The sequence below is a fragment of the Thiomonas arsenitoxydans genome (assembly GCF_000253115.1).
GTDB classification, from domain to species: Bacteria; Pseudomonadota; Gammaproteobacteria; order Burkholderiales; family Burkholderiaceae_C; genus Thiomonas; species Thiomonas arsenitoxydans.
Genome location: NC_014145.1, coordinates 3,164,129 through 3,185,536, shown reverse-complemented (window position 1 = coordinate 3,185,536; position 21,408 = coordinate 3,164,129). Strand labels below are relative to the sequence as shown.

The following is a 21,408-nucleotide window of genomic DNA, read 5'->3' as shown; positions in this document are numbered from 1 at the left end:
TCCCCTCTCCATCTCCCCTTATGCCATGACCCCGAAACCTTCCAACGTCTGGACGCCAGAGCGCATCGAAGCCCTGCTCGATCTGCCCTTGCCCGAACTGCTTTGGCAAGCCCAGCAGATCCACCGTGCGCACTTCGACCCCACCGACATTCAGCTCTCGTCGCTGCTGTCGATCAAGACCGGCGGCTGTGCCGAAGACTGCGGCTACTGCCCGCAATCGGCGCATCATGATGTCGGGCTGAAGGCGGGCAAGCTGATGGACCTTGACCTCGTGCTGGCCAACGCCCGCGCGGCCAAAGAGGCGGGCGCGGCACGCTTTTGCATGGGCGCGGCCTGGCGCGAGCCGAAAGATCGCGACCTCGACGCCGTGGCTGAGATGGTCGAGGGCGTCAAGGCCCTCGGGCTGGAAACCTGCATGACTTTGGGTATGTTGCGGCCCGCGCAGGCGCAGCGCCTGGCCGATGCCGGGCTCGATTACTACAACCACAACCTCGACACCTCGCCCGAGTTCTACGGCCAGATCATCACCACCCGCACCTATCAGGAACGCCTGGACACGCTGCAGGCCGTGCGCGAAGCCGGCATGGCGGTGTGCTGCGGCGGCATCGTCGGCATGGGCGAGATCCGGCGCGACCGCGCGGGCCTGCTGGCGGAGCTGGCCGGGCTCGATCCCCACCCCGAATCGGTGCCCATCAACGCCTTGGTGCGGGTGGCCGGAACGCCGCTCGAACACGCACCAGATCTCGATCCCTTCGAGTTCGTGCGCACCGTGGCTGCGGCCCGCATCACCATGCCCACGGCGCGGGTGCGGCTGTCCGCCGGGCGGCGCGAACTGGGCGATGGCATCCAGGCGCTGTGCTTTTTGGCCGGCGCCAATTCCATTTTTTACGGCGATACCCTGCTGGTCACGGGCAACTCGGAGGTCGATGCCGACCGCGCCTTGTTCGCCCGCCTCGGCCTGCATGCCGGTGCGCAAGCTTCGCCCATGCCATCGGCCACGCCCAAGCAAAAAGTGATCGCCTTGCAAACCGAGTCACCCGTATCCCAGCCATGACCCCGCCAGCGCTCGACACCCTGCAACTCCTGGCGCTGGCCGCCGCGCTGGGCTGGGCCAGCGGCCTGCGGGCCTTTCTGGTCATGTTCGCCGTCGGCGCCGCGGGCCTGGCCGGATGGGTACAACTGCCTGCGGGCCTGCAGGGCCTGGCCAGCCCGGTGGCGGTGGGCATCACCGGCTTTCTGGCCTTTCTCGAATTCGTCGGCGACAAGATTCCCGGCGTGGACAGCCTGCTCGACTTCATCTCTACTCTGCTGCGCATTCCGGCAGGGGCGGTGCTGGCCGCCAGCGTGTTCGGGCTTGATCACACCTTTGTCGCGGCGCTCGCTGCGGCAGCGGGCGGCAGTCTGGCCGCGGTGAGTCACGGCACCAAGCTCTCCACCCGCGCGGCCATCAACACTTCGCCAGAGCCGTTTTCCAATGTGGGCGCCTCGCTGGGCGAAGACGCGCTGGTGCTGGGCGGGCTGTGGCTGGCCTGGCTGCACCCGGTGCTGTTTTTCATCGCCCTGGTGCTGGTGCTGATCGTCATGGTCTGGCTGGCGCGCAAGAGCTTTCATTTCGTGCGCGGGCTGATAGGGCGCATGGTGCGTATGTTCAGCGGCCGACCCGAACCTGTCGCAACGCAGCCCCCGCGCGGCGCGACCGACGTGTCGTATCGAGACAAACCAGATTGATGCAAGCTACGAACCGGAGTGCTGAAATGTTCTCGAAAATCCTGATCGCCAATCGCGGCGAGATCGCCTGCCGGGTGGCCGCTACCTGCCGTCGGCTGGGCATCCGTACCGTGGCGGTGTATTCCGACGCCGATGCGCAGGCGGCGCATGTGGCGGCGTGCGACGAGGCGGTGTGCATCGGCCCGGCCGAGGCGGCGCAGAGCTATCTGCGGGGTGAGCGCATCCTGCAGGCGGCGCGCGACACCGGCGCGCAAGCTATCCATCCCGGCTATGGTTTTCTCAGCGAGAACGCAGGCTTCGCGCGGCAGTGCGCCGAGGCCGGGGTGGTGTTCATCGGCCCGCCGCCCGAGGCCATGCAGGCGATGGGGCTCAAGGCTGAGTCCAAACGGCTGATGCAAACGGCGTCCGTGCCGCTGGTGCCCGGTTATCACGGTGCGGAGCAGGACGCGGCGCTGCTCAAGGCCGAAGCCGTGCGCATCGGTTTTCCGGTGTTGATCAAGGCGAGTGCGGGCGGTGGCGGCAAGGGCATGCGCGAGGTGCAGCGCGTCGAAGACTTCGACGCCGCGCTGGCCTCGTGCCGCCGTGAAGCGCAGAGCAGTTTCGGCAACGACGCGGTGCTCATCGAGCGATTGGTGCGCAACCCGCGCCACATCGAAATCCAGATCTTCGCGGACCAGCACGACCATGTGTTGTGGCTGTTCGAGCGCGACTGCTCGATGCAGCGCCGTCATCAGAAAGTCATCGAAGAAGCCCCGGCCCCCGGCCTGCCTGATGCCCTGCGGCGCGAGATGGGCGAGGCCGCCGTGGCCGCCGCCCGAGCCGTGGGTTATGTGGGCGCGGGCACGGTGGAGTTCATCGTCGAATGCAGCGAGGCCGGGGCGCCGCAGCGCTTCTACTTCATGGAGATGAACACGCGGCTGCAGGTCGAGCATCCCGTCACCGAGTTGATCACCGGCCTCGATCTGGTCGAGTGGCAATTGCGTGTGGCCGCAGGCGAACCGCTGCCCATCACGCAGGCCGAGGTGCGCTGCTCCGGGCATGCCATCGAGGCGCGGCTTTGCGCGGAACATCCCGAGGCGGGTTTTCTGCCTTCCACCGGCCAGTTGCGGCGGCTGGCGTTGCCGCCGCATGTCGCTTTCGGTGCGGTGGGGGCAGAGGGCATTCGGGTCGATAGCGGGGTGTTCGAGGGCGACACCATCACCCCGTTCTACGACCCCATGATCGCCAAGCTGATCGCCTGGGGCGAGACCCGCGAGCAGGCGCGCAGACGGCTGCGCCAAGCGCTGGCCGCGACCCGCATCGCGGGTTTGCAGACCAATGCGCAGTTTCTCCACCGACTGCTGGGTGTTGCGGCGTTTGCCGGGGGCGTACTCGATACCGGACTGATCGCCCGCGAGCAAGAGGCGCTGCTCGCGCCGCCGTCCATTCCGCAGCCTTTGGCCTGTGCCGCTGCGATCGGCGCCATGCTCGAAGACGAGCGCGCGCAACAGAGCGCCGATCCGTGGTCGGCCTGGTCGCCATGGTCAATTTGCGACGGGTTTACCAACGGCGTGCTGCCGCCGCGCGTGTTTCGCTTCGACAGCCCGTGGGGTGTTTTGGCGTGCACACTGCTTACGGCGACAGGCCAGCCTTTGCGCATCCATACGCCGGGTTCGCCTCAGCCGCAGCCCTTCGCCTGCTCCGCGCAAAGCACGCGGGTGAACGATGTCACGACGGAATTCGCCTTGGTTCTCACGCTGGGTGATGAGCGTGCGCAGATGAGCGTGGTTCGGCTGGGCGAGACGTCTTTTCAGGTGTTTTCAGGCGGCGAGCAGGTTACGCTGCAAGCGCTGGGCGCCGATCTGGGCAGCTCCGACGGGGGCTCGGCCGGCGGCCGGCTGACCGCGCCCATGCCCGGCAGAATCATCGCCCTGCATGTGCAAGCGGGCGACACGGTGCAGACCGGCGCCCCGCTGCTGGTGCTCGAAGCGATGAAAATGGAGCACACGCTCAGCGCCCCGTCGGCCGGGCAGGTGAGCGAGGTGCTTTACGCGGTGGGCGATCAGGTCAGCGAAGGCGTGGAACTGCTGCGCATCGAGGCTTTGAAAACCGAGGACTTGCAGGCATGAGGCTGGCGGTCTGGGACCCGGACGAGCCGTTTCGCCGCTGGCGCGACGCGCTGATGCAGCACGCCAAGGAAATCGGCCTGGCCATCGACGTGATCGACGCACCGAGCGACCCCGACGCGCAGGCCGAGTTCGCCCTGGTCTGGCGGCCTGATGCCGATTGGCTCGCCGGGCAGATGGGGCTGCGCGCCGTGTTCAATCTGGGCGCGGGCGTGGATGCCATCGCCCCGGTGCTGCACCGCCTGCATCCCGGCGTGCCGCTCATCCGCCTGGAAGATGCGGGCATGGGACGCCAAATGGCCGACTACGTGGCCGAAGGCGTATTGCATGCCTACCGCCGCATGACCGATTACGCGGCGCAGCAGGCCAAGGCCCGCTGGGAGCCGCTGCCCTTGCCGCCGCGCGCCAGTTTCACCGTGGGTTTTCTCGGTCTGGGGCAGATGGGCGCGGCGGCCGCCCGGCGCGTGGCGGCGATGGACTTTCCCATTCTGGCTTGCAGCCGCAGCGGGCAGTCGCGCTTCGCAGCCGAGCTGGGCTGCGCGATCTACGCACTGGACCGCCTCGATGAATTTCTGGCGCAGACCCGGGTGCTGGTGGTGTTGTTGCCGCTGACCGCAGACACCCGCGGCCTGCTCGATTACGCTGTTCTCAGCCGCTTGCCGCAGGGTGCGCATCTCATCAACGCCAGCCGGGGCGCGGTGATTGATCAGGCCGATCTGCTTGATCTGCTGCACGGTGGGCATCTGGCCAGCGCCCTGCTCGATGTGTTCGCCACCGAGCCCTTGCCCGCGGCCGATGCGCTGTGGAGCCATCCGCGGGTGCGCATCACTCCGCATGTGGCCGCGCAGACCCTGGTCGGGCCGTCCGCCGCGCAGGTGATGCGCAAGATTGCCGCCATCGAACGCGGCGAAAAACCGGGCGGCGTGGTGGATATGCGGCTGGGTTATTGAACGGGAGATTGCCATGTCCACTTTGAACCATTTGCCCAAATTCGTCGAAGTCGTCGAAGTCGGCCCGCGCGACGGCTTGCAAAACGAAGCCAACCCCGTTCCCGTTGCGGTGAAGGTCGATCTCATCGACCGCCTGTCCGCAGCCGGGTTGCCCAATGTCGAGGCCGCCGCCTTCGTCTCGCCCAAGTGGGTGCCGCAGATGGCGGGCAGCAGCGAGGTGATGGCGGGCATCCGCCGTCGTCCCGGCACCGTGTATTCCGCGCTGGTGCCGAACATGAAGGGCATGGAGGCCGCGTTGGCCGCGGGGGTCGGCGAGGTGGTGGTGTTCAGCGCCGCGAGCGAGGCGTTCGCGCAGAAGAACATCAACTGTTCCATCGCTGAATCGATCGAGCGCTTCCGTCCGGTAGCCGAGGCCGCCAAGAGCGCGGGAGTGAAGCTGCGCGGCAGCATCTCGGTGGCGTTGGGCTGCCCCTACCAGGGCGCGGTCGAGCCGTCAGCCGTGGCCGAAGTCGTGCGCCGCATGGCCGATCTCGGCTGCGACTGCATCGACATTGCCGACACCATCGGCGTGGGCACGCCCGGCGCGGTGCAGGCCGTGTTCGAGGCCAGCGCGGCGGCCTTCCCCATGGATAAGTTGGCTGGCCATTTCCACGACACCTATGGTCAGGCGCTGGCGAACATTCTTGCGGCGCTGCAGATGGGCGTCGCCAGCTTTCATTCCTCCGTTGCGGGTCTGGGCGGCTGCCCCTACGCCAAGGGCGCCACCGGCAATGTCGCCACCGAAGATGTGCTCTACCTGCTGCACGGCCTGGGCATCGATACCGGGGTGAACCTGCGCGCGGTGGTCGAGGCCGGTGACTTCATCACCCGCGCCATCAACCGCCCGAACAACAGCCGCGCGGGCAAGGCGCTGCTCGCCAAATGGGCCGCCGAGCAAGGCGAACCCGCCTGCGCCGCCTGAGCCGCTTCAACCCAGATTTTCCATGAGGACAAGGGATGATGGCGTGGCGGGTTGGGCAACCCCCTCCCGGCCTCCCCCACTGCGTGGAGGAGGTGAGAACAGCGCTGTGCGGCGCTTCGAATGCCCTTCCCGACCTCCCCCACGCCGTGGGGGAGGTGAGATCACTCCCTCCCCACACGTGGGGAGGGTTGGGTGGGGATGGATTTACCCCAAATCGTTCGCCAGCACCCGCATATGAGCAAAGCCCCGCCAGATGGAAAATCTGGGTTCATCATGCAAACAACGGCCATCCCTTCCCCTTCCGACTCCGTGCAGCGCGTGATCGACGCGCTCGCCGCCCTGGGGCATGCCGAACCGCCGGTGATGCTCGACGCCGCCGCCCGCACCGCGCAGCAGGCGGCCGAGGCTCTCGGTGTAGCGCTGGGGCAGATTGCCAAGTCCATCGTGTTCCGCCATATCGACAGCGGCCGTGCGGTGCTAGTGGTCTGCGCCGGTGATCGCCGGGTGGACGAAAAGGCTGTGGCCGCGCAGGCGGGCAAGCTGGCTCGGGCCGATGCCGATTTCGTGCGCGCCGCTACCGGCTTCGCCATCGGCGGGGTCAGCCCGGTGGGCCACACCCAGCCGCCCATCGCCTTGGTGGACGCCAGCCTCTGGCGCTTCGACCGCGTCTGGGCGGCGGCGGGCCATCCGCATGCGGTCTTTCCTCTGCGGCCCGATGACCTGCCGCGTTGGCTGGGCGTTGCGCCGAGCGCTGTCACGCGGGCGCCGCAATGACGGTACCCTCTCCTTGCATCAACATCTGCACGCTGGACGGCGCTAGCGGGCTTTGCCTGGGCTGCGCCCGCACCCTGCAGGAAATCAGCGACTGGTCCAATCTGGATGACGCAGGCAAGCGCGCCGTCTGGGCGCGCATCGCCGAACGGCGCGCGCAGGGGCTAGTCCCCGAGCAGCCCATCGCGCTCAAGCCCAGGCCTGTCAGCGCACGTTGAGAGCCCCCAGGGCCGGGCAATCCCCACCCCAACCCTCCCCACAAGTGGGGAGGGAGTGATCTCACCTCCCCCATGTCGTGGGGGAGGTCGGGAAGGGCATTCGAAGCGCCGCACAGCGCTGTTCTCACCTCCTCCACGCAGTGGGGGAGGCCGGGAGGGGGTTGCCCAGCCCGCCCCCGTGGGGTGTCAAGGAAACTTGGGGCGGCCCTACGTTTTCTCATGAGCCGGTTCCGGGCTGGCGGCCAGCCGGATCGCCTAAAATCATCTGCTCAAAAAAACGGCAGCGCAGACGTTGCCCGCCTTCTGCTCGCACACTGCCCGCCGCGCCCATGTCCAACCCCGCCGATCTCACCCTCTCCGCACCCTTGACCGGGCTCGCGGGCGGCCTGCGTCTGGGGCGGCACCTGCTGCCCAACCGGGTGTTCGCCGCCCCCATGGCCGGGGTGACCGACCGGCCCTACCGCCGTCTGGCGCGGCAACTCGGCGCGGGCTACTGTGTGAGTGAAATGGTGACCTCGCGCGCCGATCTGCGCGACACCCTCAAGACCTCACGCCGCGCCAATCACGACGGCGAAGCCGCGCCCATCGCGGTGCAGATCGTCGGCACCGACCCCGAGCAAATCGCCGAGGCCACTCGCTACAACCTGGAGCGCGGCGCCGACATCATCGATATCAATATGGGCTGCCCGGCGAAGAAGGTGTGCAACCGCTGGGCTGGCTCTGCCCTGATGCAGGACGAAGACCTCGCCGCGCGGTTGGTGGAGGCGGCGGTGGCGGCCGCCCGCCCGTTCGGCGCCCCGGTCACGCTCAAAATGCGCGCCGGCTGGTGCGAAGCCGCCCGCAACGCGCCGCGCATCGCCCGCAGGGCCGAAGCCGCAGGCGCCGCCATGCTGGTGGTGCACGGCCGCACCCGCGAGCAAGGTTATGGCGGCGAAGCCGAATACGCCACGCTCGCCGAAGTGAAGCGCAGCGTGGGCATTCCGGTGGTGGCCAATGGCGACATCGACTCACCGCAAAAAGCCGCCGCCGTGCTGCGGCAAAGCGGCGCCGACGCGGTGATGATCGGCCGTGCCGCCATGGGTCGGCCCTGGCTGTTCGGCCAGGTCGCGGCCTATCTGGAGCGCGGCGTCCTGCTGCCCGGCCCCGCGCCCGTGCAATGGCGCGACTGGCTGTTCGCCCACCTCGACGACCACTATGCGCTGTATGGCGAAGCCATCGGCGTGCGCACCGCGCGCAAGCATGTGGGCTGGTACGTTGCGGCCCTACCCGAAGGCGAGACCTTCCGCCGTCAATTCAACACGCTGGGCAGCGCGGCCGAGCAACTCGCGGCGCTGCGCGGCTTCCTCGATTCGGGTTCCAGGGCCGCGCCGCTGGCTGCCTGAAACCGTCCCGTTCACTCGCATCCCGCCATGCCCGCCGTTCCCCGCAAAACCACGCTCGAACAATGTGTCGTCGATAGCCTCGAGGCCTATTTCAACGACCTCGGCGGTTCCGAGCCGCACGGCATTCATGCCATGGTGCTGGCCGCGGTGGAAAAACCGCTGCTGGCCACGGTGATGAAGCATGCCGAGGGCAATCAGTCGCTCGCGGCGCGCTGGCTCGACATCAACCGCAACACCCTGCGTAAGAAGCTTGCCGAACACAAGCTGCTCTGACCCATCCCGCCGCACCCGCCCCCGCTCATTTCCATTCACCGAGACTTCCATGCAAGCCCTGATTTCCGTTTCCGACAAAACCGGCGTGCTCGACCTCGCCCGCGATCTGCACGCCCTGGGCGTGCGCCTGCTGTCCACCGGCGGCACCGCCAAGATGCTGCAGGGCGCCGGTCTGCCCGTGACCGAGGTGGCCGATTACACCGGCTTTCCGGAAATGCTCGACGGCCGGGTGAAGACCCTGCATCCCAAGGTGCATGCCGGCCTGCTGGCGCGACGCGACTTGCCCGAGCACGTGGCGCAGACCGATGCGCACGACCTGCCGGCGATCGACATCCTCTGCGTCAATCTCTATCCCTTCGAGGCCACCGTGGCCAAGCCGCACACGCTCGATGAAGCCATTGAAAACATCGACATCGGCGGCCCGGCCATGGTGCGCTCGGGCGCCAAGAACTATCACCATGTTGCCGTGCTCACCGACCCGGCCGACTACGCCGTGGTGGTGGCTGAGCTGCGCGCGGCGGGCCGGGTGAGCGACGCCACGCGCTTTCGCCTCTCGGTGGCGGCGTTCAACCGCATTGCGCAATACGACGCGGCCATCTCCAACTACCTGTCGGCGCTGAAGGACGACGGCACGCGTGCTTCCTTCCCCGGTCAGTTCAACCTGTCTTTCGTCAAGCAGCAAGACCTGCGCTACGGCGAAAACCCGCACCAGAGCGCGGCGTTTTACGTCGAGCCGGGCGCGCGCGAGGCCAGCATCGCCACCGCCCGCCAGCTGCAGGGCAAGGAGCTCTCTTACAACAACATCGGCGACGCCGACGCCGCGCTGGAATGCGTGAAGCAGTTCGACACCGCGCCCGCCTGCGTCATCGTCAAGCACGCCAACCCTTGCGGCGTGGCCTACGGCACGTCCCTGCTGGACGCCTATGAGCGTGCCTACAAAACCGACCCCGAATCCTCCTTCGGCGGCATCATCGCTTTTAACGGCGAGCTCGACGGCGCCACCGCGCAGGCGATCGTCGAGCGGCAGTTCGTCGAGGTCATCATCGCCCCGAAGGTGACGCAGGCCGCCATCGACATCTGCGCGGCGAAGAAGAACGTCCGCCTGCTTGAATGCGGCCAGTGGCCTGCACAGCCCGGTGCGCGGCTGGACTACAAGCGCGTCAACGGCGGGCTGCTGGTGCAGGATGCCGACCTGCTGCTCTCGGGTGACATCCAGGTGGTGAGCCAGCGCCAGCCTTCGGCCGACGAAATGCGCGACCTGCTGTTCGCCTGGCGCGTGGCCAAGTTCGTCAAGTCCAACGCCATCGTCTATGCCAAGGACAACGCCACCATCGGCGTCGGTGCGGGACAGATGAGCCGGGTCAACTCCGCACGCATCGCCGCCATCAAGGCCGAGCACGCGGGTCTGCCGGTTCCCGGCTCGGTCATGGCCTCAGACGCCTTTTTCCCCTTCCGCGACGGCATCGACAACGCGGCGCAGGCCGGCATCAAAGCCGTCATCCAGCCCGGTGGCTCGATGCGCGACGCCGAAGTCATCCAAGCGGCCGACGAACACGGCATGGCCATGGTGCTCACCGGCATGCGGCATTTCCGGCACTGAGAGGGTGTGAACAAATCCGCCATGCCCGCTCCTCGCGCCCAAACACCCCCGCTCGGCGTTGCAAATGCTCGCCGTGCCGATGGGCACGGCTGTGCTTTGCGCCTTGATCGGAAGCGTTTGGGCACGCTGCTCGGCCACGCCGGATTCATTCACACCCTCTGAACCGCGGCGCATGCGCATCCTCGGTATCGACCCCGGACTCAACACCACGGGCTACGGCGTGATCGATGCCCAAGGCCAACGTCTGGGCTATCAGGCCAGCGGCGCCATCCGTATCCCGAAGGGCACGCTGCCCGAGCGTCTGAAGACGCTGTTCGACGGCGTGAGCGAGGTGGCGCGGCAGGCTGGCGCCGAGGTCGCGGTGGTGGAGATCGTGTTCGTCAACGTCAACCCGCAGTCCACCCTGCTGCTGGGGCAGGCGCGCGGCGCGGCCATAGCCGCGCTGGTGGCGCAAGGGCTGCCGGTGGTCGAGTACACCGCGCTGCAGCTGAAAAAATCCATCGTCGGCTACGGTCGCGCCAGCAAGTCGCAGATTCAGGAAATGGTGATGCGGCTGCTGGCCTTGCCCGGCCAGCCCGGCCCGGACGCCGCCGACGCGCTCGGGCTGGCGATCTGCCACGCGCATGCGCAGCGCGGTCTGGCGGCGCTGCATCGGGCATCGCCAACCGCAGGTTTGAGCACGGCGGACGTAGCCAGTGGCAAGCTCAGCGCGGCGCAACTGCGGGGCATGCGGGTGCGCGGGGGGCGGCTGATCGGGTGACGGCCGACTGCTGGTGCAGATGTAGATGCATCTGCTTACAGGCCGCGCGCGCTTCTTGCTTGATGATCCGGGTTTGTTTTCAAGCCGGATCTTTCAAGGAGAACCTCATGACTTCATCGTTGCGATTGACTGGAATGTCTTTGGCGCTGTTTGCCGGTCTGGGGCTGTCGGCCCATGCGGCCGAGCCGCGCGTGGTGCTTGGCGTTGCCGTGCCGCTGTCTGGCCCCTTGGCCGCCAGTGGGCAGGATGCAGTCAACGGAGTGCAAATGGCGCTGAACCAGCTCAATGCCGAGCATGCCCGGATTGGCGGCAAGACGGTGCGCTGGGCGATGGATGCGGAAGATGACCAGGGCCTGCCCACTCAAGCCACACTGGTGGCGCAGAAGCTGGTGGATGAGGGCGTGAGCGGCGTCATCGGCCATCAGACCTCGGGCTGCACCTATCCGGCCGCGCGCATCTACGCCCGGGCGGGGATTCCGCAGATCACGCCATCTTCCACCTCGCCGAAGATCGCCGAGCAGGGCTACAAGACCTTCTTTCGCCTGATCGCTAACGACAACGCCCTGGGCGCCGGGCTGGCCGAGTATGCCCACGACGCCCTTCACGTGCAGCGCGTGGCGGTGGTGGACGACCGTACCGCCTACGGCCAAGGACTGGCCGATGTGTTCTCGGCCAAGGCGAAGAAGCTCGGCATGGACGTGGTGGACCGCGAATACACCGATGACAAAGCCACCGATTTTTCCGCCATCCTCACCCGCATCAAAGCCGACCATCCGCAGGTGATCTTCTACGGCGGCATGTACAGCCAGGCCGGACCGCTGGTGCGGCAGATGCGCCAGATCGGCATGACGGCACGCCTGCTGGGGGGCGACGGCATCTGCGCGCCCATCATGGCCAAGGTCGCGGGCGATGCGGTCAACGGCACGATCTGCGCCCAGGGCGGCGCGCCGCTCTCTGAGCTGCCCAAGGGCCAGGCCTGGAAGGCGCGTTACGACACCGAGTTCGGCGCGGCCGCCTTCCAGCTCTATTCACCCAACGCCTTTGATGCAGCCATGGTGTTGGCCCATGCGATGATGAAAGCTAGGTCGAGCGACCCGAAGGTCTATCTGCCCTACATCCGCCACATCGACTACGACGGCGTGACCGACAGCGACATTCACTTCACCGCCACGGGCGAACTCGCCGATCCCAGCATCACCCTGTCGGAGTTTGAGCACGGTGTGAAAGTGCCGCTGGCAGTGGAGCAGGTGCGGTAGCCAAGAAGGTGTGCCAAGCCCCCGCAGAGAATGGCGGAGGCATGAGGAGGCACTGTTAGTATCTTTTGCTATACGCGGAGGCAACTGAATAAGGTATCGAGGGATGCTTGAACAACTCATTAAAGACTACCTGGTCACCCAGGCAAAAATCGACCCGGCCAAATTTGACCAGGCGGATCTGAAGGTGGCTGATCTCGGGCTTGACTCGTTGACCTTGGTCGAGATGTTGTTCGAGATCGAGGATCGATTCGGATTTCAGATTGCCGACCCGATGAAGTTTCAGAACATGCGGTTCACCGAGATGGTGGCCTCGATCGAGTCGGAAGTGCGGGCGAACAATGAGGGGAAATTGCCGCAGATCGACGCGCTGGGCTCGCCCACACAGGCGCCATGAGACCGGTGGTCATCACCGGCCTGGGCATGATCTCTCCGCTGGGGGGCGATTGCCAGTCGAGTTTTGAGGCTACGCTTGCGGCACGCAGCGCCATCTGCCGCGTGCCCGAGGCACTGAGTGCGGGTCTACCCAACTTGTTGATGGCCCCTGCGGCTGTCGAGCCGACGACTTTGCTCGGTAGCCAGGAGGCGGGTCTGGATCGCGCGGCGCAGTTGGGCATGGTGGCGGCACAGCAAGCCATGGCCGATGCTGGCATCGATTTGCATCCGCCCGACGCTGATCGGTTTGGCGTGTTTGTCGGTATCGGTTTTGCAGGGGCGCATACCCTCGACGCGATGTTCGCCCGCTACTACACCGCGCTCTACGGCAGCGAACAGTTGCGCAAGCGTGCCACGGTGGTTCATCCACTTTCAGTGCCACGCATGATGGCCAATGCGGTGCATGCCGCTGTGTCGCTCCGCTACGGTCTGCGTGGCATGGGTAACACCTATGCCGTGGCCTGCGCCTCTTCTGCGGTGGCGGCCGGAGAGGCCATGCGGGCAATCCGGCATGGGTATCTGGACGCGGCCCTGGTCGTCGGAGCTGAGTCCATGCTGACGCCCGGCTCTTTCGTGGCCTGGAACGCCTTGCGGGTGATGGCGCGGGTGTACGGCGATGATCCCGCGGCGAGCTGTCGCCCATTTGACCGTGAGCGCAGCGGCTTCGTGCTCGGGGAAGGCGCCGCAGCGCTGGTGCTGGAGAGCGATGCGAGGGCACGCAGCCGCGGAGGGCGGCCTCATGCTGAACTCGTCGGTTACGGCGCAAGCAGTGATGCGCATCATCTCACCGCTCCTTCGGCTCAGGGACAGGCTGCGGCCATGCGCCAGGCGCTTGCAGAAGCCGGTCTGGAGCCCGGTCAGATCGGTTATCTCAATGCGCACGGCACCGCCACCGAGGCCGGTGACGTGGTGGAGTCGCAAGCGATCCTCGATGTGTTCGGAGCCGCTGCCGCTGCTCTGCCGATCAGTTCGACCAAAGCGGTGCACGGGCACCTCATCGGGGCCGGTGGCGCGGTCGAGCTGGCCCTGTCCATTCTGGCGATGCACAAGGGCTGGGCGCCGCCGACGGCGCATCTTGAGGATCTCGATCCGCGCTGTCCACTCGATTACCTGCCCTTGAATGCGCGAGAAATCGGGCCGATCGACGCGGTGATGTCGAACTCGTTTGCCTTCGGCGGCAGTAACGCTAGCTTGATCGCTCGGCGCGTGCGCCACTGACCGAACCTTTGCCATGGCCCTCTTGCAAGCTGGCGCGACCCAGATCGGCGCACGCGACCTGACCCTGCGGACTGTGCGCCTGTTCTTTCGCCATGGCTGGTTCAAGGCCATCGGCACGACGGCGTTCACCTGGCTGTTTTTCGTCGCCTACTTCTATCTGCTGCAGCATCCTCGCATCCCGCCAACCGTCATGCCGATGACGGCGGTCGATCTCTGGATCGGTTTACAGCCCTGGACGCTGCCGTTCTATCTGTCTCTCTGGGTCTATGTTTCTCTGCCGGCTTCGCTGATGGCGTCGCGGCGGGAGGTTGTGGCCTATGGATTGCGAATCGGCACGCTGTGTCTTATCGGGCTGGCGATTTTCTATTTCTGGCCCACGGAAGTGCCGACCTATCCTGTGGATTGGGCCCACTATCCGAGTTTCGACATCTTGCGCGGCAAGGACGCGGCGGGTAATGCCTGTCCCTCCCTGCACGTGGCCACAGCGGTTTTTACCGCGATGTGGCTGGACTGGATGGCGCCCGGTCTGGGCTTTGGCAAACGCCTGCGCGCACTCAGCCTGCTGTGGTGCGCGCTGATTGTTTTCTCCACCCTGGCGACCAAGCAGCATGTGCTCGTCGATGTGATCTGCGGCGCGGCATTGGGCGGAGCGGTAGCCTGGGCGACACGGCCGCGTCCCTGGAGCAGAATGCGGCCTTCTAGAACGGAGCCGACTTGATGGCCTCTCTCTTGTCCTATCCCATCGAGCTCGACGCGCAAGCCATCGAAGAGGTGCTGCCGCATCGTGGCGAAATCCTATGCGTCCGGCGGATCACCGTGCTGGATTTCAACCATTACGTCGGCCATGTCATCTGGGCGCGCGACCTGCCTATTCTGCAAGGGCACTTCCCCGGCATGCCCATGGTGCCCGGCGCCCTGCTGATCGAGGCGGTGGCCCAGGTGGCTGGAGCCGGGATGCTTGTCGGCGACGTGCTTGCGCGCAGCATGCGCGGCAGCCACGTGGGCGTGCTGGCAGGCGTGCGCAAATGCAGTTTCAAGCGCCCGGTTCAATGCGATGAATGGGTACGGATCGAGGTGCGGTCCAGGCAGATGTCGGCCACGGCTGCCGCCATTTCAGCCCAATTGCAGATCGGCGCAGAAGAAGTCGCCGGCATCGAGATCCTGCTGGTCAACACGCCGCGTACTGTGTTGATCGATACCCTGCCCGCGGCACCACGCGGTGCGGAAATGGGGTAACCAGTTTTTCAGGTTTGGGGCGACGCTGAACCTGTCCTTCGCGCGTTGCGCAACCCGCTCTACAAGAGGGTCTGCGGTGTTGCCTCAGGCTTTCTGCTCAGCCTCCAGATAGGCGAGGCTGATGTACTTGCCGATGTTGTTGTCCCAACCGGCCGTGTCTTTGGCCTTGGACGCCACGCGTGGATCGGCCTTGGCCGCGGCGATGGCGGCTTCGGGGCCAGCCAAGTCGTGCGCCGCTTTCTGCGCGTGTTCCCAGATGGCGGCGAACAGCTCGCGCTGCCAGACCATCACGGCCTCTCCCGCATGGCCGTGACCGGGCAGCCAGTTGCTGCCGGGGATGTTCTGCGCCAGCTTGTCCATGTAGTTGAGCGAGCCGGGGTAGGAGCCGTCGTCCATATTGGCGATGCGCCGGTTCATCATCACGTCGCCCACGTAGGTGAGCTTGTCCTGTACCACTTCGAGGCAGACGTCCGACGGCGTGTGCGCTGTGCCGTAATGGTGCGCGCGCAGGGTGACGTCGCCGAAGTCGAACACGTCGCCGTGCTTCACGTCGCGGTTGGGGGCGACGATGCGGGTGCCTGCGCTGGACTGGTTGGTCCACTTGAGCATGGCCTGCTGCCACTCGGTGCCGGTTACGCCCAGAATCTGCTCGCGGGTCTGCGGCATGGCGTAGATCGGCAGGTCTTGCCCGTAAGCACTCACAAAAGCATCGTTGCCCAGCCAGTGATCGCCGTGATAGTGCGAATTGAACACCGCGACCACCGGCTTGTCGCTCACCTTGGGCAACTGCCGGATGACCATCTCGCCGATCTGCACCGAGGCGCCAGAGTCGAGGATGACCACGCCCTTGGCCGTCTTGACCGCGGTGATATTGCTCATCATGCCCTGATTGCTCTCGGTGGGAAAGCCATCGGCGGCGTAGATCACATAGACATGGTCGGAAATTTGGGTGAACGGCACATCGGGCACCTTGGGGCCGCGAATGAAGTCCACCGCGTCGGCGGCGAAGGCGGCAAGGTGCGGCGCGGCAGCGCCAGCGGCGGCCAGCCCGGCCGCGCGGAAGCCCCAGCCCATCAGGCGGCGGCGCTGGGCGCTGAAGGCGGGGGAATGCGGGCGGAAGAAAGTCATGGCGGACCTATACATTTGGATACAAGTCCCTATTGTCCTCCTGAACCGCATTGGCGCAATGCCGGGGAATTCCCGGATTCCTGCAGGAAAGCGGACTATTTCAGGAGTCGTGCGACGCCCACACCGCGAGGGCTCAGGGTGGGGGTTGATCGGCGTGATCGCCCTGCAGCCAATCGAGGCCCAGCTCTCGGGCGACATCGAGCAAGTCCGGCTGATCGATCTGATCGACCTGGTCGGCCACAGTGAGGCAGCCGAGCTGTTTGGCCAGTCGCACGATGGACGACAGAATGAGATGCGCCTTGGGCGCGGTGGCCGCGCGCTTCAGGTGCGCCGCGTGGATTTTGAGGAAGCGTATGGGTAGCTCGGTCCAGTGCGCCAGGGTGGGCAGGTCAGGGCCCGATTGTTTGAGTGCGAGCCGCGCTCCGGCGGCCATCCAGGGCTGCAGCGCGGTGCATGCCGCGCCGAGGTCGAGTTGCTGCGCACGAAAGTCGAGTTCGAGCACGATACGGCCCAGCAGCTGGTCTTGTCGGCTGTGTGCGGTGCGCTGAAGAAAGTCGTCGAGCAGGGCATGCATCAGGGTCGGTCGGCGCAACAGGTCGGCCGAGAGATTGATGAAGCAGTCGCCCTGCAATCGCCCTTGCAGACAGTCTTCCAATACGAGCGGAATCACCTTTTCGTCCACCCAGTGAGCTCGGTGCATCTGCTGCAACGCGGGCATGAAGCGGGCGGCTTTCAGTGGGGTTCCGTCGGGCAGGCGCATGCGCGCAAATCCCTCCTGACCAACCTGCGCGCCCGTTGTCAGCGAGATGATGGGCTGGTACATCAGATCGAGTCGACCAGCACGCAGCGCCTCCTGCGCCTGGCTCGCCAAATCGAGTACGCCTTCCCCTGTCATGCGCTCATGCCACACGCAGTTGCGCCCGGCCTGCTTGGCCTCGTAGAGCGAAAAATCGGCTCGCTGCAACATCTGTTCGAGCGTGTCGCCACGGTCGGGCGATGCAGCGCTCACCCCCGCGCTAATCGTCAGCGGAATGGGCTGACGTCCTTGCTTCAGTTCGAGCGCCTGCACCTCGGCGCGAATGCGCTCGGCTATCGCGATGGCCTGTTCGAGCGAGGTGTGCGGTAGCAGACACAGGAACTCCTCGCCGCCCCAGCGGGCGAGATGATCGTCTGCCCTGAGTGCGCCCTGAATGGCGCGTGCGACTAGCCGCAGTGCTTCGTCACCTGCAGCATGGCCGTGTTGATCGTTGACCCGCTTGAAGTGGTCGAGATCGAGCAGAATGTTGCTGAACGTTGCCCCAGTACGCAGAAAGCCGGCGTGGGTGCGGCCCAATTCGTCGAGCATGCCGACGCGGTTGAGAGCCTGGGTGAGGGCGTCGTGCCGAGCCTGGTGGTGGAGCCTGGCCTGCAAGGCGCGCTGCTCGCGCACGTCGCGTAGCACGATGATGCAGCCCTCATCTGCCTCACTGAGTGGAATCACCGTGAGATCGACATCTGACCAGTCGGCCTCGGTGGCATGCAGCCGACACCGTCCGTCCAGGGTGTGCATTTGCTGCTGGGCGCGGGCTTCGTCGACCACGGAGCGGATGTCGCCTGATTCCAGAGCGAGGACGGTTTCAATCGGCCGATGGAGTGCGTAGTCGATCAGCTTCAAGCCCAGCAGATCGGCTGCTGCGTGATTCAGAAATTCGATACGGCGCTGCGGGTCCAGCGTCAGCACGCCGTCCGACAAAGCCATCAGGGTGACCGCGGCCCGCTCGCGCTCATGCCGAATGGCGTTTTCCAGTGCAATGCGGTCCGAGATGTTGCGGATCGTGCCCACGCTGCCCAGAAAGGCGCCGTCGCCGTCGTACAGCACGCGCAGATCGACCTCGATCCAGACGAATGATCCGTCGCGGCGCAGCAGCCGTTTGGTGTGACGCGACGCGGATATTTCGCCGGATTCGAGCTGCTGCTTGCGCAGGCTGTTGGCAGGGCGGTCGTCGGGGTAGACGAAGTCGAGGATGTTGCGGCCCAGCGATTCCTCGACAGTAAAGCCCGTCAGTGTGGTCCAGGCCGGGCTCAGGTAGGACCAGAAGGTCTTGCCACGGGTGCGGAACACCACGTCCCGCAGACTGCCGATGAAATCGGCCGGCTCAGTATCGCGCTCGGCGCTCGTCTCGGGGGCGTGTGCCTGCATGGTTTCGTTCCGGTATCAAGTCAGCAATATCGGGCTGCTTGCGAAACGGAACCGGCCGTTCGGCTCAGAACCCTTCGGTGGAGGTGAACAGCCCGACGCGCAGGTCCTTGGCGGTATAGATTTCGCGACCATCGACCAGCATGGCGCCGTCGCCGATGCCCATGACCAGGCGGCTGTTAATCACCCGCTTGAGGTCGATGCGGTACTGCACCAGTTTCGCGGTGGGCAGCACCTGACCGGTGAACTTCACTTCGCCAACACCGAGCGCGCGACCTCGGCCCAGCCCGCCCATCCAGCCGAGGTAAAAACCGACGAGCTGCCACATCGCGTCCAGCCCCAGACAGCCGGGCATCACCGGATCGCCCTGAAAGTGCACGCCGAAAAACCACAGGTCGGGATGAATGTCGAGTTCGGCCTCGATCACGCCCTTGCCGTAGGTGCCGCCTTCGCTGGCGATGCGGGTGATGCGGTCCATCATCAGCATTTCGCGCAAAGGGAGCTGCGCATTGCCGGGGCCGAACAGGCGGCCCTCGCCGCAGGTGATGAGGTCTTCTTTGCTGTAGGAGGAAGGTCGGGTCATGGAGTGTCGTCGCAGAACAATCCGCGAATGTTAGCGGTTGCGGCTGCTACAGTTTCGCCCATGATCGGACGACTGCACGGCACCCTGCTCGACAAATCCCCCCCGCAGATTCTGCTCGACGTGGGCGGCGTGGGCTATGAGGTGGACGTGCCGATGAGCACGCTATACGACCTTCCCGCGGCGGGGCACGCCGTCACCCTGCTCATTCACACCGTTATCCGCGAAGACGCGCATCTGCTCTACGGCTTTGCCACAGCGGCCGAGCGCAGCACGTTTCGTGAGCTGCTCAAAATCAGCGGCATCGGCCCGCGCATTGCGCTGGCCGTGCTCTCCGGGCTGAGCGTGAGCGAGATCGCTCAAGCCGTCACGCAGCAGGACGCCGTTCGCTTTACCCGCGTGCCGGGCATCGGCAAAAAGACCGCCGAACGCCTGCTGCTCGAACTCAAGGGCAAGCTCGGCGCCGATCTGGGCAGCGCCGCAACGGCCGCCGCGGGCAGCGCCTCCGATGTGCTGCAGGCCCTCATCGCGCTGGGCTATTCCGAGCGCGAGGCAGCGGCCGCCGCCAAAGCGCTGCCGGAAGGCTGCAGTGTGGATGACGGCATCCGCCAGGCGCTGAAAAGCCTCGCGCGCTGAACTTACCTCACGCCCAGATTGGGCGCGCGGCTAAGGCGGAAACCGAACGCCTGCAGTTTGTCCGATTGCGACAAACCGTTATCCATCCGTATGGATTGAAACCAGATGTTGCCCTGAGGAACTTGGTCACGGAGCCGACATTTGCGCTCTCAAGAATCACGTTCGTTGCGTGAAGCGCGGGCTGCGATCAGCCCCCACGCGATCCATCGTTCACATTCTTCAGGGAGTTCAACATGTTGCGCAAAACCCTCTTGGCCTCGGCGGTTGCCGTGGCTGTCGTCACGCTGGCCGCCTGCGGCGGCGGTTCCAATTCTGTCGCGGCCTCGCCCACCGTGCCCGGCACCAGCTACACCGCGGCCCGCGCGCTCGCTACGGCCACGCCGATCAAGCATGTGGTCGTGCTGTATCAAGAAAACGTGTCGTTCGACCACTACTACGCCACCTATCCCACGGCCACCAACCCGGCGGGCGAACCGGCGTTCACCGCCAAGGCGGGCACGCCTGCGGTCAACAATCTGGTCAGCGCCAATCTGCTGAGCAACAACCCCAACTTCACCAACACCGCCAACGGCGCCGATGCCGCCGAGCCCTACCGTCTCGACCGCACCCAGGCCGCCACCGCCGACCAGAACCACGCCTACACCGCCGAGCAACAGGCTTATGACGGCGGCAAGGCTGACCTGTTCCCGAAATACACCGGCGCGGCGACGACGGGCGGCGTGGGCGCCTTCGGTACCAAGGGCCAAGTCATGGGCTACTACGACGGCAACACCGTCACCGCGCTGTGGAACTACGCGCAGAACTTCGCCCTGAGCGATGACGCTTATACCGACACCTACGGCCCGTCCACCCCGGGCGCGCTCGAAGCGGTGAGCGGCCAGACCAATGGCGTGCAGCTGGTGGCGACCACGGACCAACCTTTCACCCTGAGCAAGTATTCTTACTACATCAGTGACGGGCAGGGCGGCTACGGCTTGATCAACGATGTCGATCCGGCCTATGACATCTGTTCCAGCCCAACGAATCAAGTCTCGATGTCGGGCAAGAACATCGGCGATCTGCTCAACGGTAAGAACATTTCCTGGGGCGGTTTCATGGGCGGGTTCAACCTTGGCGCGACCAACCCCAACGGCACGACGGGCTGCAAGCGCAGCACCTTCTCACCAGTCGTCAACTCCACCGTGGGCGACTACATCCAGCACCACAACTGGTTCCAGTACTACAAGAGCACGGCCAACCCCACGCACGCCCGCCCAAGCTCGACCCTGGCCATCGGTCACACCCTGGAGACCGACAACAAGACTGCCGATCCGGCCAACCACGAATACGGCTTGCAGGACTTCTTTGCCGCAGTGAAGGCCGGCAATATGCCCGCTGTGGCCTATCTCAAGGCCCCGGCCTTCGAAGATGGTCATGCCGGCTATTCCGACCCGCTGGACGAACAGGCCTTCGTGTCGCAAGTCGTCAACTTCCTGGAGCAGCAGCCGCAGTGGAGCAGCACCGCAGTGATCGTCACCTGGGACGATTCCGATGGGTGGTATGACCATGCGTTTGCCAACACCACCAATCCCTCGTTCGACAGCCAGGCTGACCAGCTCAATGGGGCGGGCGTGTGCGGCAAGGGCACGCCGCTCAGTGGCGTGAACGGCAAGCCGGTCAATGGCCGCTGCGGTCCGGGCACGCGCATTCCTTTCCTGGTGATCTCGCCCTGGGCCAAGACCAACTATGTGAGCAACACGCCCATCAGCCAGGCGTCCATCGTGCGGTTCATCGAGGACAACTGGCTCGGCGGCCAGCGTCTGGGCGGCGGGTCGTTCGACGCCACGGCGGGCTCGATCAACAACCTGTTCGACTTCACCAAGTCGGTGGGCAGCGCGCCCAAGGTGTTCATCGATCCGGCGCAGGGCACGGTGCTGAGCGCCCCGCCTGCGGGCAGCTTGACGCCGCAGTTCAACGTCTCGCTGTTCACCAAGCAAAGCTGATCGGCCAAGTCCCGCT

The 21,408-nt window shown here is 65.7% G+C and carries 21 protein-coding genes; 18 read left to right on the top strand and 3 right to left on the bottom strand.

Annotation, left to right across the window (positions count from 1 at the left end):
* Window positions 1-25 precede the first annotated feature (25 nt).
* From bioB to THI_RS14985, 16 genes are all read left to right on the top strand, one after another.
* Complete coding sequence (gene bioB / locus THI_RS15060; protein WP_013107118.1) at window positions 26-1,054, top strand: biotin synthase BioB; 1,029 nt, start codon at window positions 26-28, stop codon at window positions 1,052-1,054.
* Window positions 1,051-1,728 carry a DUF4126 domain-containing protein gene (locus THI_RS15055; protein ID WP_013107117.1) on the top strand — a complete coding sequence of 226 codons (678 nt, stop codon included), beginning with the start codon at window positions 1,051-1,053 and terminating at the stop codon, window positions 1,726-1,728. Before bioB ends, THI_RS15055 begins: the two co-directional genes overlap by 4 nt.
* Before the next feature lie 26 nt (window positions 1,729-1,754).
* A complete protein-coding gene (locus THI_RS15050; RefSeq protein WP_013107116.1) occupies window positions 1,755-3,836 on the top strand; it encodes an acetyl/propionyl/methylcrotonyl-CoA carboxylase subunit alpha in 2,082 nt (693 codons plus the stop codon).
* The gene (locus tag THI_RS15045) at window positions 3,833-4,783 is read left to right on the top strand and encodes a 2-hydroxyacid dehydrogenase (RefSeq protein WP_013107115.1); all 951 of its coding nucleotides are present in this window, start codon (window positions 3,833-3,835) and stop codon (window positions 4,781-4,783) included. Before THI_RS15050 ends, THI_RS15045 begins: the two co-directional genes overlap by 4 nt.
* Window positions 4,784-4,796: 13 nt before the next feature.
* Window positions 4,797-5,744 carry a hydroxymethylglutaryl-CoA lyase gene (locus tag THI_RS15040; protein ID WP_013107114.1) on the top strand — a complete coding sequence of 316 codons (948 nt, stop codon included), beginning with the start codon at window positions 4,797-4,799 and terminating at the stop codon, window positions 5,742-5,744.
* Window positions 5,745-6,017: 273 nt separating this feature from the next.
* A complete protein-coding gene (locus THI_RS15035; RefSeq protein WP_013107113.1) occupies window positions 6,018-6,518 on the top strand; it encodes a YbaK/EbsC family protein in 501 nt (166 codons plus the stop codon).
* Entirely contained in the window at window positions 6,515-6,733 is a 219-nt protein-coding gene (locus THI_RS15030) for a DUF1289 domain-containing protein (protein WP_013107112.1), read from the top strand. Before THI_RS15035 ends, THI_RS15030 begins: the two co-directional genes overlap by 4 nt.
* A gap of 329 nt (window positions 6,734-7,062) precedes the next feature.
* Window positions 7,063-8,115, top strand: coding sequence for a tRNA dihydrouridine synthase DusB (gene dusB / locus THI_RS15025; protein WP_050985979.1), 1,053 nt, complete (start codon window positions 7,063-7,065; stop codon window positions 8,113-8,115).
* Between the two features lie 27 nt (window positions 8,116-8,142).
* Window positions 8,143-8,388: a helix-turn-helix domain-containing protein gene (locus THI_RS15020; protein WP_013107110.1), complete on the top strand. Its 246-nt coding sequence runs from the start codon at window positions 8,143-8,145 to the stop codon at window positions 8,386-8,388.
* 49 nt (window positions 8,389-8,437) lie between these two features.
* Window positions 8,438-9,988 carry a bifunctional phosphoribosylaminoimidazolecarboxamide formyltransferase/IMP cyclohydrolase gene (purH, locus tag THI_RS15015; protein WP_013107109.1) on the top strand — a complete coding sequence of 517 codons (1,551 nt, stop codon included), beginning with the start codon at window positions 8,438-8,440 and terminating at the stop codon, window positions 9,986-9,988.
* 172 nt (window positions 9,989-10,160) lie between these two features.
* The gene (gene ruvC, locus THI_RS15010) at window positions 10,161-10,748 is read left to right on the top strand and encodes a crossover junction endodeoxyribonuclease RuvC (RefSeq protein WP_013107108.1); all 588 of its coding nucleotides are present in this window, start codon (window positions 10,161-10,163) and stop codon (window positions 10,746-10,748) included.
* A gap of 107 nt (window positions 10,749-10,855) precedes the next feature.
* On the top strand, window positions 10,856-12,004 hold the full coding sequence (locus THI_RS15005) for a branched-chain amino acid ABC transporter substrate-binding protein (protein WP_013107107.1): 1,149 nt from the start codon (window positions 10,856-10,858) through the stop codon (window positions 12,002-12,004).
* Window positions 12,005-12,107: 103 nt separating this feature from the next.
* Window positions 12,108-12,398, top strand: coding sequence for an acyl carrier protein (locus tag THI_RS15000; RefSeq protein WP_013107106.1), 291 nt, complete (start codon window positions 12,108-12,110; stop codon window positions 12,396-12,398).
* A complete protein-coding gene (locus tag THI_RS14995) occupies window positions 12,395-13,654 on the top strand; it encodes a beta-ketoacyl-[acyl-carrier-protein] synthase family protein (RefSeq protein WP_013107105.1) in 1,260 nt (419 codons plus the stop codon). Before THI_RS15000 ends, THI_RS14995 begins: the two co-directional genes overlap by 4 nt.
* Before the next feature lie 13 nt (window positions 13,655-13,667).
* Window positions 13,668-14,372 carry a phosphatase PAP2 family protein gene (locus THI_RS14990; RefSeq protein ID WP_013107104.1) on the top strand — a complete coding sequence of 235 codons (705 nt, stop codon included), beginning with the start codon at window positions 13,668-13,670 and terminating at the stop codon, window positions 14,370-14,372.
* On the top strand, window positions 14,372-14,890 hold the full coding sequence (locus THI_RS14985) for a 3-hydroxyacyl-ACP dehydratase FabZ family protein (RefSeq protein ID WP_013107103.1): 519 nt from the start codon (window positions 14,372-14,374) through the stop codon (window positions 14,888-14,890). Before THI_RS14990 ends, THI_RS14985 begins: the two co-directional genes overlap by 1 nt.
* An 84-nt stretch (window positions 14,891-14,974) precedes the next feature.
* Here THI_RS14985 and THI_RS14980 read toward each other — a convergent pair whose 3' ends face one another.
* The 3 genes from THI_RS14980 to fabA form a co-directional block, all read right to left on the bottom strand.
* The gene (locus THI_RS14980) at window positions 14,975-16,018 is read right to left on the bottom strand and encodes an MBL fold metallo-hydrolase (RefSeq protein WP_013107102.1); all 1,044 of its coding nucleotides are present in this window, start codon (window positions 16,016-16,018) and stop codon (window positions 14,975-14,977) included.
* Window positions 16,019-16,151: 133 nt separating this feature from the next.
* A complete protein-coding gene (locus tag THI_RS14975) occupies window positions 16,152-18,197 on the bottom strand; it encodes a diguanylate cyclase domain-containing protein (protein WP_013107101.1) in 2,046 nt (681 codons plus the stop codon).
* A gap of 64 nt (window positions 18,198-18,261) precedes the next feature.
* The gene (fabA, locus tag THI_RS14970; protein ID WP_013107100.1) at window positions 18,262-18,777 is read right to left on the bottom strand and encodes a bifunctional 3-hydroxydecanoyl-ACP dehydratase/trans-2-decenoyl-ACP isomerase; all 516 of its coding nucleotides are present in this window, start codon (window positions 18,775-18,777) and stop codon (window positions 18,262-18,264) included.
* 60 nt (window positions 18,778-18,837) lie between these two features.
* On the opposite strand from fabA, the gene ruvA reads away from it, so the two are divergent.
* Both ruvA and THI_RS14960 read left to right on the top strand, forming a co-directional pair.
* The gene (ruvA, locus tag THI_RS14965) at window positions 18,838-19,410 is read left to right on the top strand and encodes a Holliday junction branch migration protein RuvA (protein ID WP_013107099.1); all 573 of its coding nucleotides are present in this window, start codon (window positions 18,838-18,840) and stop codon (window positions 19,408-19,410) included.
* Window positions 19,411-19,643: 233 nt separating this feature from the next.
* Window positions 19,644-21,392 (top strand): phospholipase C, encoded by a 1,749-nt coding sequence (locus THI_RS14960; RefSeq protein ID WP_013107098.1) that lies wholly within the window; start codon window positions 19,644-19,646, stop codon window positions 21,390-21,392.
* The last annotated feature ends 16 nt before the right edge of the window (window positions 21,393-21,408 follow it).

Coding starts and splice junctions, on each gene's coding strand:
- THI_RS14985 (WP_013107103.1), top strand. CDS start 14,372: ATGGCCTCTCTCTTGTCCTATCCCATCGAGCTCGACGCGCAAGCCATC.
- THI_RS14975 (WP_013107101.1), bottom strand. CDS start 18,197: ATGCAGGCACACGCCCCCGAGACGAGCGCCGAGCGCGATACTGAGCCG.
- ruvC (WP_013107108.1), top strand. CDS start 10,161: ATGCGCATCCTCGGTATCGACCCCGGACTCAACACCACGGGCTACGGC.
- THI_RS14980 (WP_013107102.1), bottom strand. CDS start 16,018: ATGACTTTCTTCCGCCCGCATTCCCCCGCCTTCAGCGCCCAGCGCCGC.
- THI_RS14995 (WP_013107105.1), top strand. CDS start 12,395: ATGAGACCGGTGGTCATCACCGGCCTGGGCATGATCTCTCCGCTGGGG.
- THI_RS15050 (WP_013107116.1), top strand. CDS start 1,755: ATGTTCTCGAAAATCCTGATCGCCAATCGCGGCGAGATCGCCTGCCGG.
- THI_RS14960 (WP_013107098.1), top strand. CDS start 19,644: ATGTTGCGCAAAACCCTCTTGGCCTCGGCGGTTGCCGTGGCTGTCGTC.
- THI_RS15040 (WP_013107114.1), top strand. CDS start 4,797: ATGTCCACTTTGAACCATTTGCCCAAATTCGTCGAAGTCGTCGAAGTC.
- THI_RS15000 (WP_013107106.1), top strand. CDS start 12,108: ATGCTTGAACAACTCATTAAAGACTACCTGGTCACCCAGGCAAAAATC.
- dusB (WP_050985979.1), top strand. CDS start 7,063: ATGTCCAACCCCGCCGATCTCACCCTCTCCGCACCCTTGACCGGGCTC.
- bioB (WP_013107118.1), top strand. CDS start 26: ATGACCCCGAAACCTTCCAACGTCTGGACGCCAGAGCGCATCGAAGCC.
- THI_RS15055 (WP_013107117.1), top strand. CDS start 1,051: ATGACCCCGCCAGCGCTCGACACCCTGCAACTCCTGGCGCTGGCCGCC.
- THI_RS15035 (WP_013107113.1), top strand. CDS start 6,018: ATGCAAACAACGGCCATCCCTTCCCCTTCCGACTCCGTGCAGCGCGTG.
- THI_RS15030 (WP_013107112.1), top strand. CDS start 6,515: ATGACGGTACCCTCTCCTTGCATCAACATCTGCACGCTGGACGGCGCT.
- fabA (WP_013107100.1), bottom strand. CDS start 18,777: ATGACCCGACCTTCCTCCTACAGCAAAGAAGACCTCATCACCTGCGGC.
- THI_RS15045 (WP_013107115.1), top strand. CDS start 3,833: ATGAGGCTGGCGGTCTGGGACCCGGACGAGCCGTTTCGCCGCTGGCGC.
- THI_RS15020 (WP_013107110.1), top strand. CDS start 8,143: ATGCCCGCCGTTCCCCGCAAAACCACGCTCGAACAATGTGTCGTCGAT.
- THI_RS15005 (WP_013107107.1), top strand. CDS start 10,856: ATGACTTCATCGTTGCGATTGACTGGAATGTCTTTGGCGCTGTTTGCC.
- ruvA (WP_013107099.1), top strand. CDS start 18,838: ATGATCGGACGACTGCACGGCACCCTGCTCGACAAATCCCCCCCGCAG.
- THI_RS14990 (WP_013107104.1), top strand. CDS start 13,668: ATGGCCCTCTTGCAAGCTGGCGCGACCCAGATCGGCGCACGCGACCTG.
- purH (WP_013107109.1), top strand. CDS start 8,438: ATGCAAGCCCTGATTTCCGTTTCCGACAAAACCGGCGTGCTCGACCTC.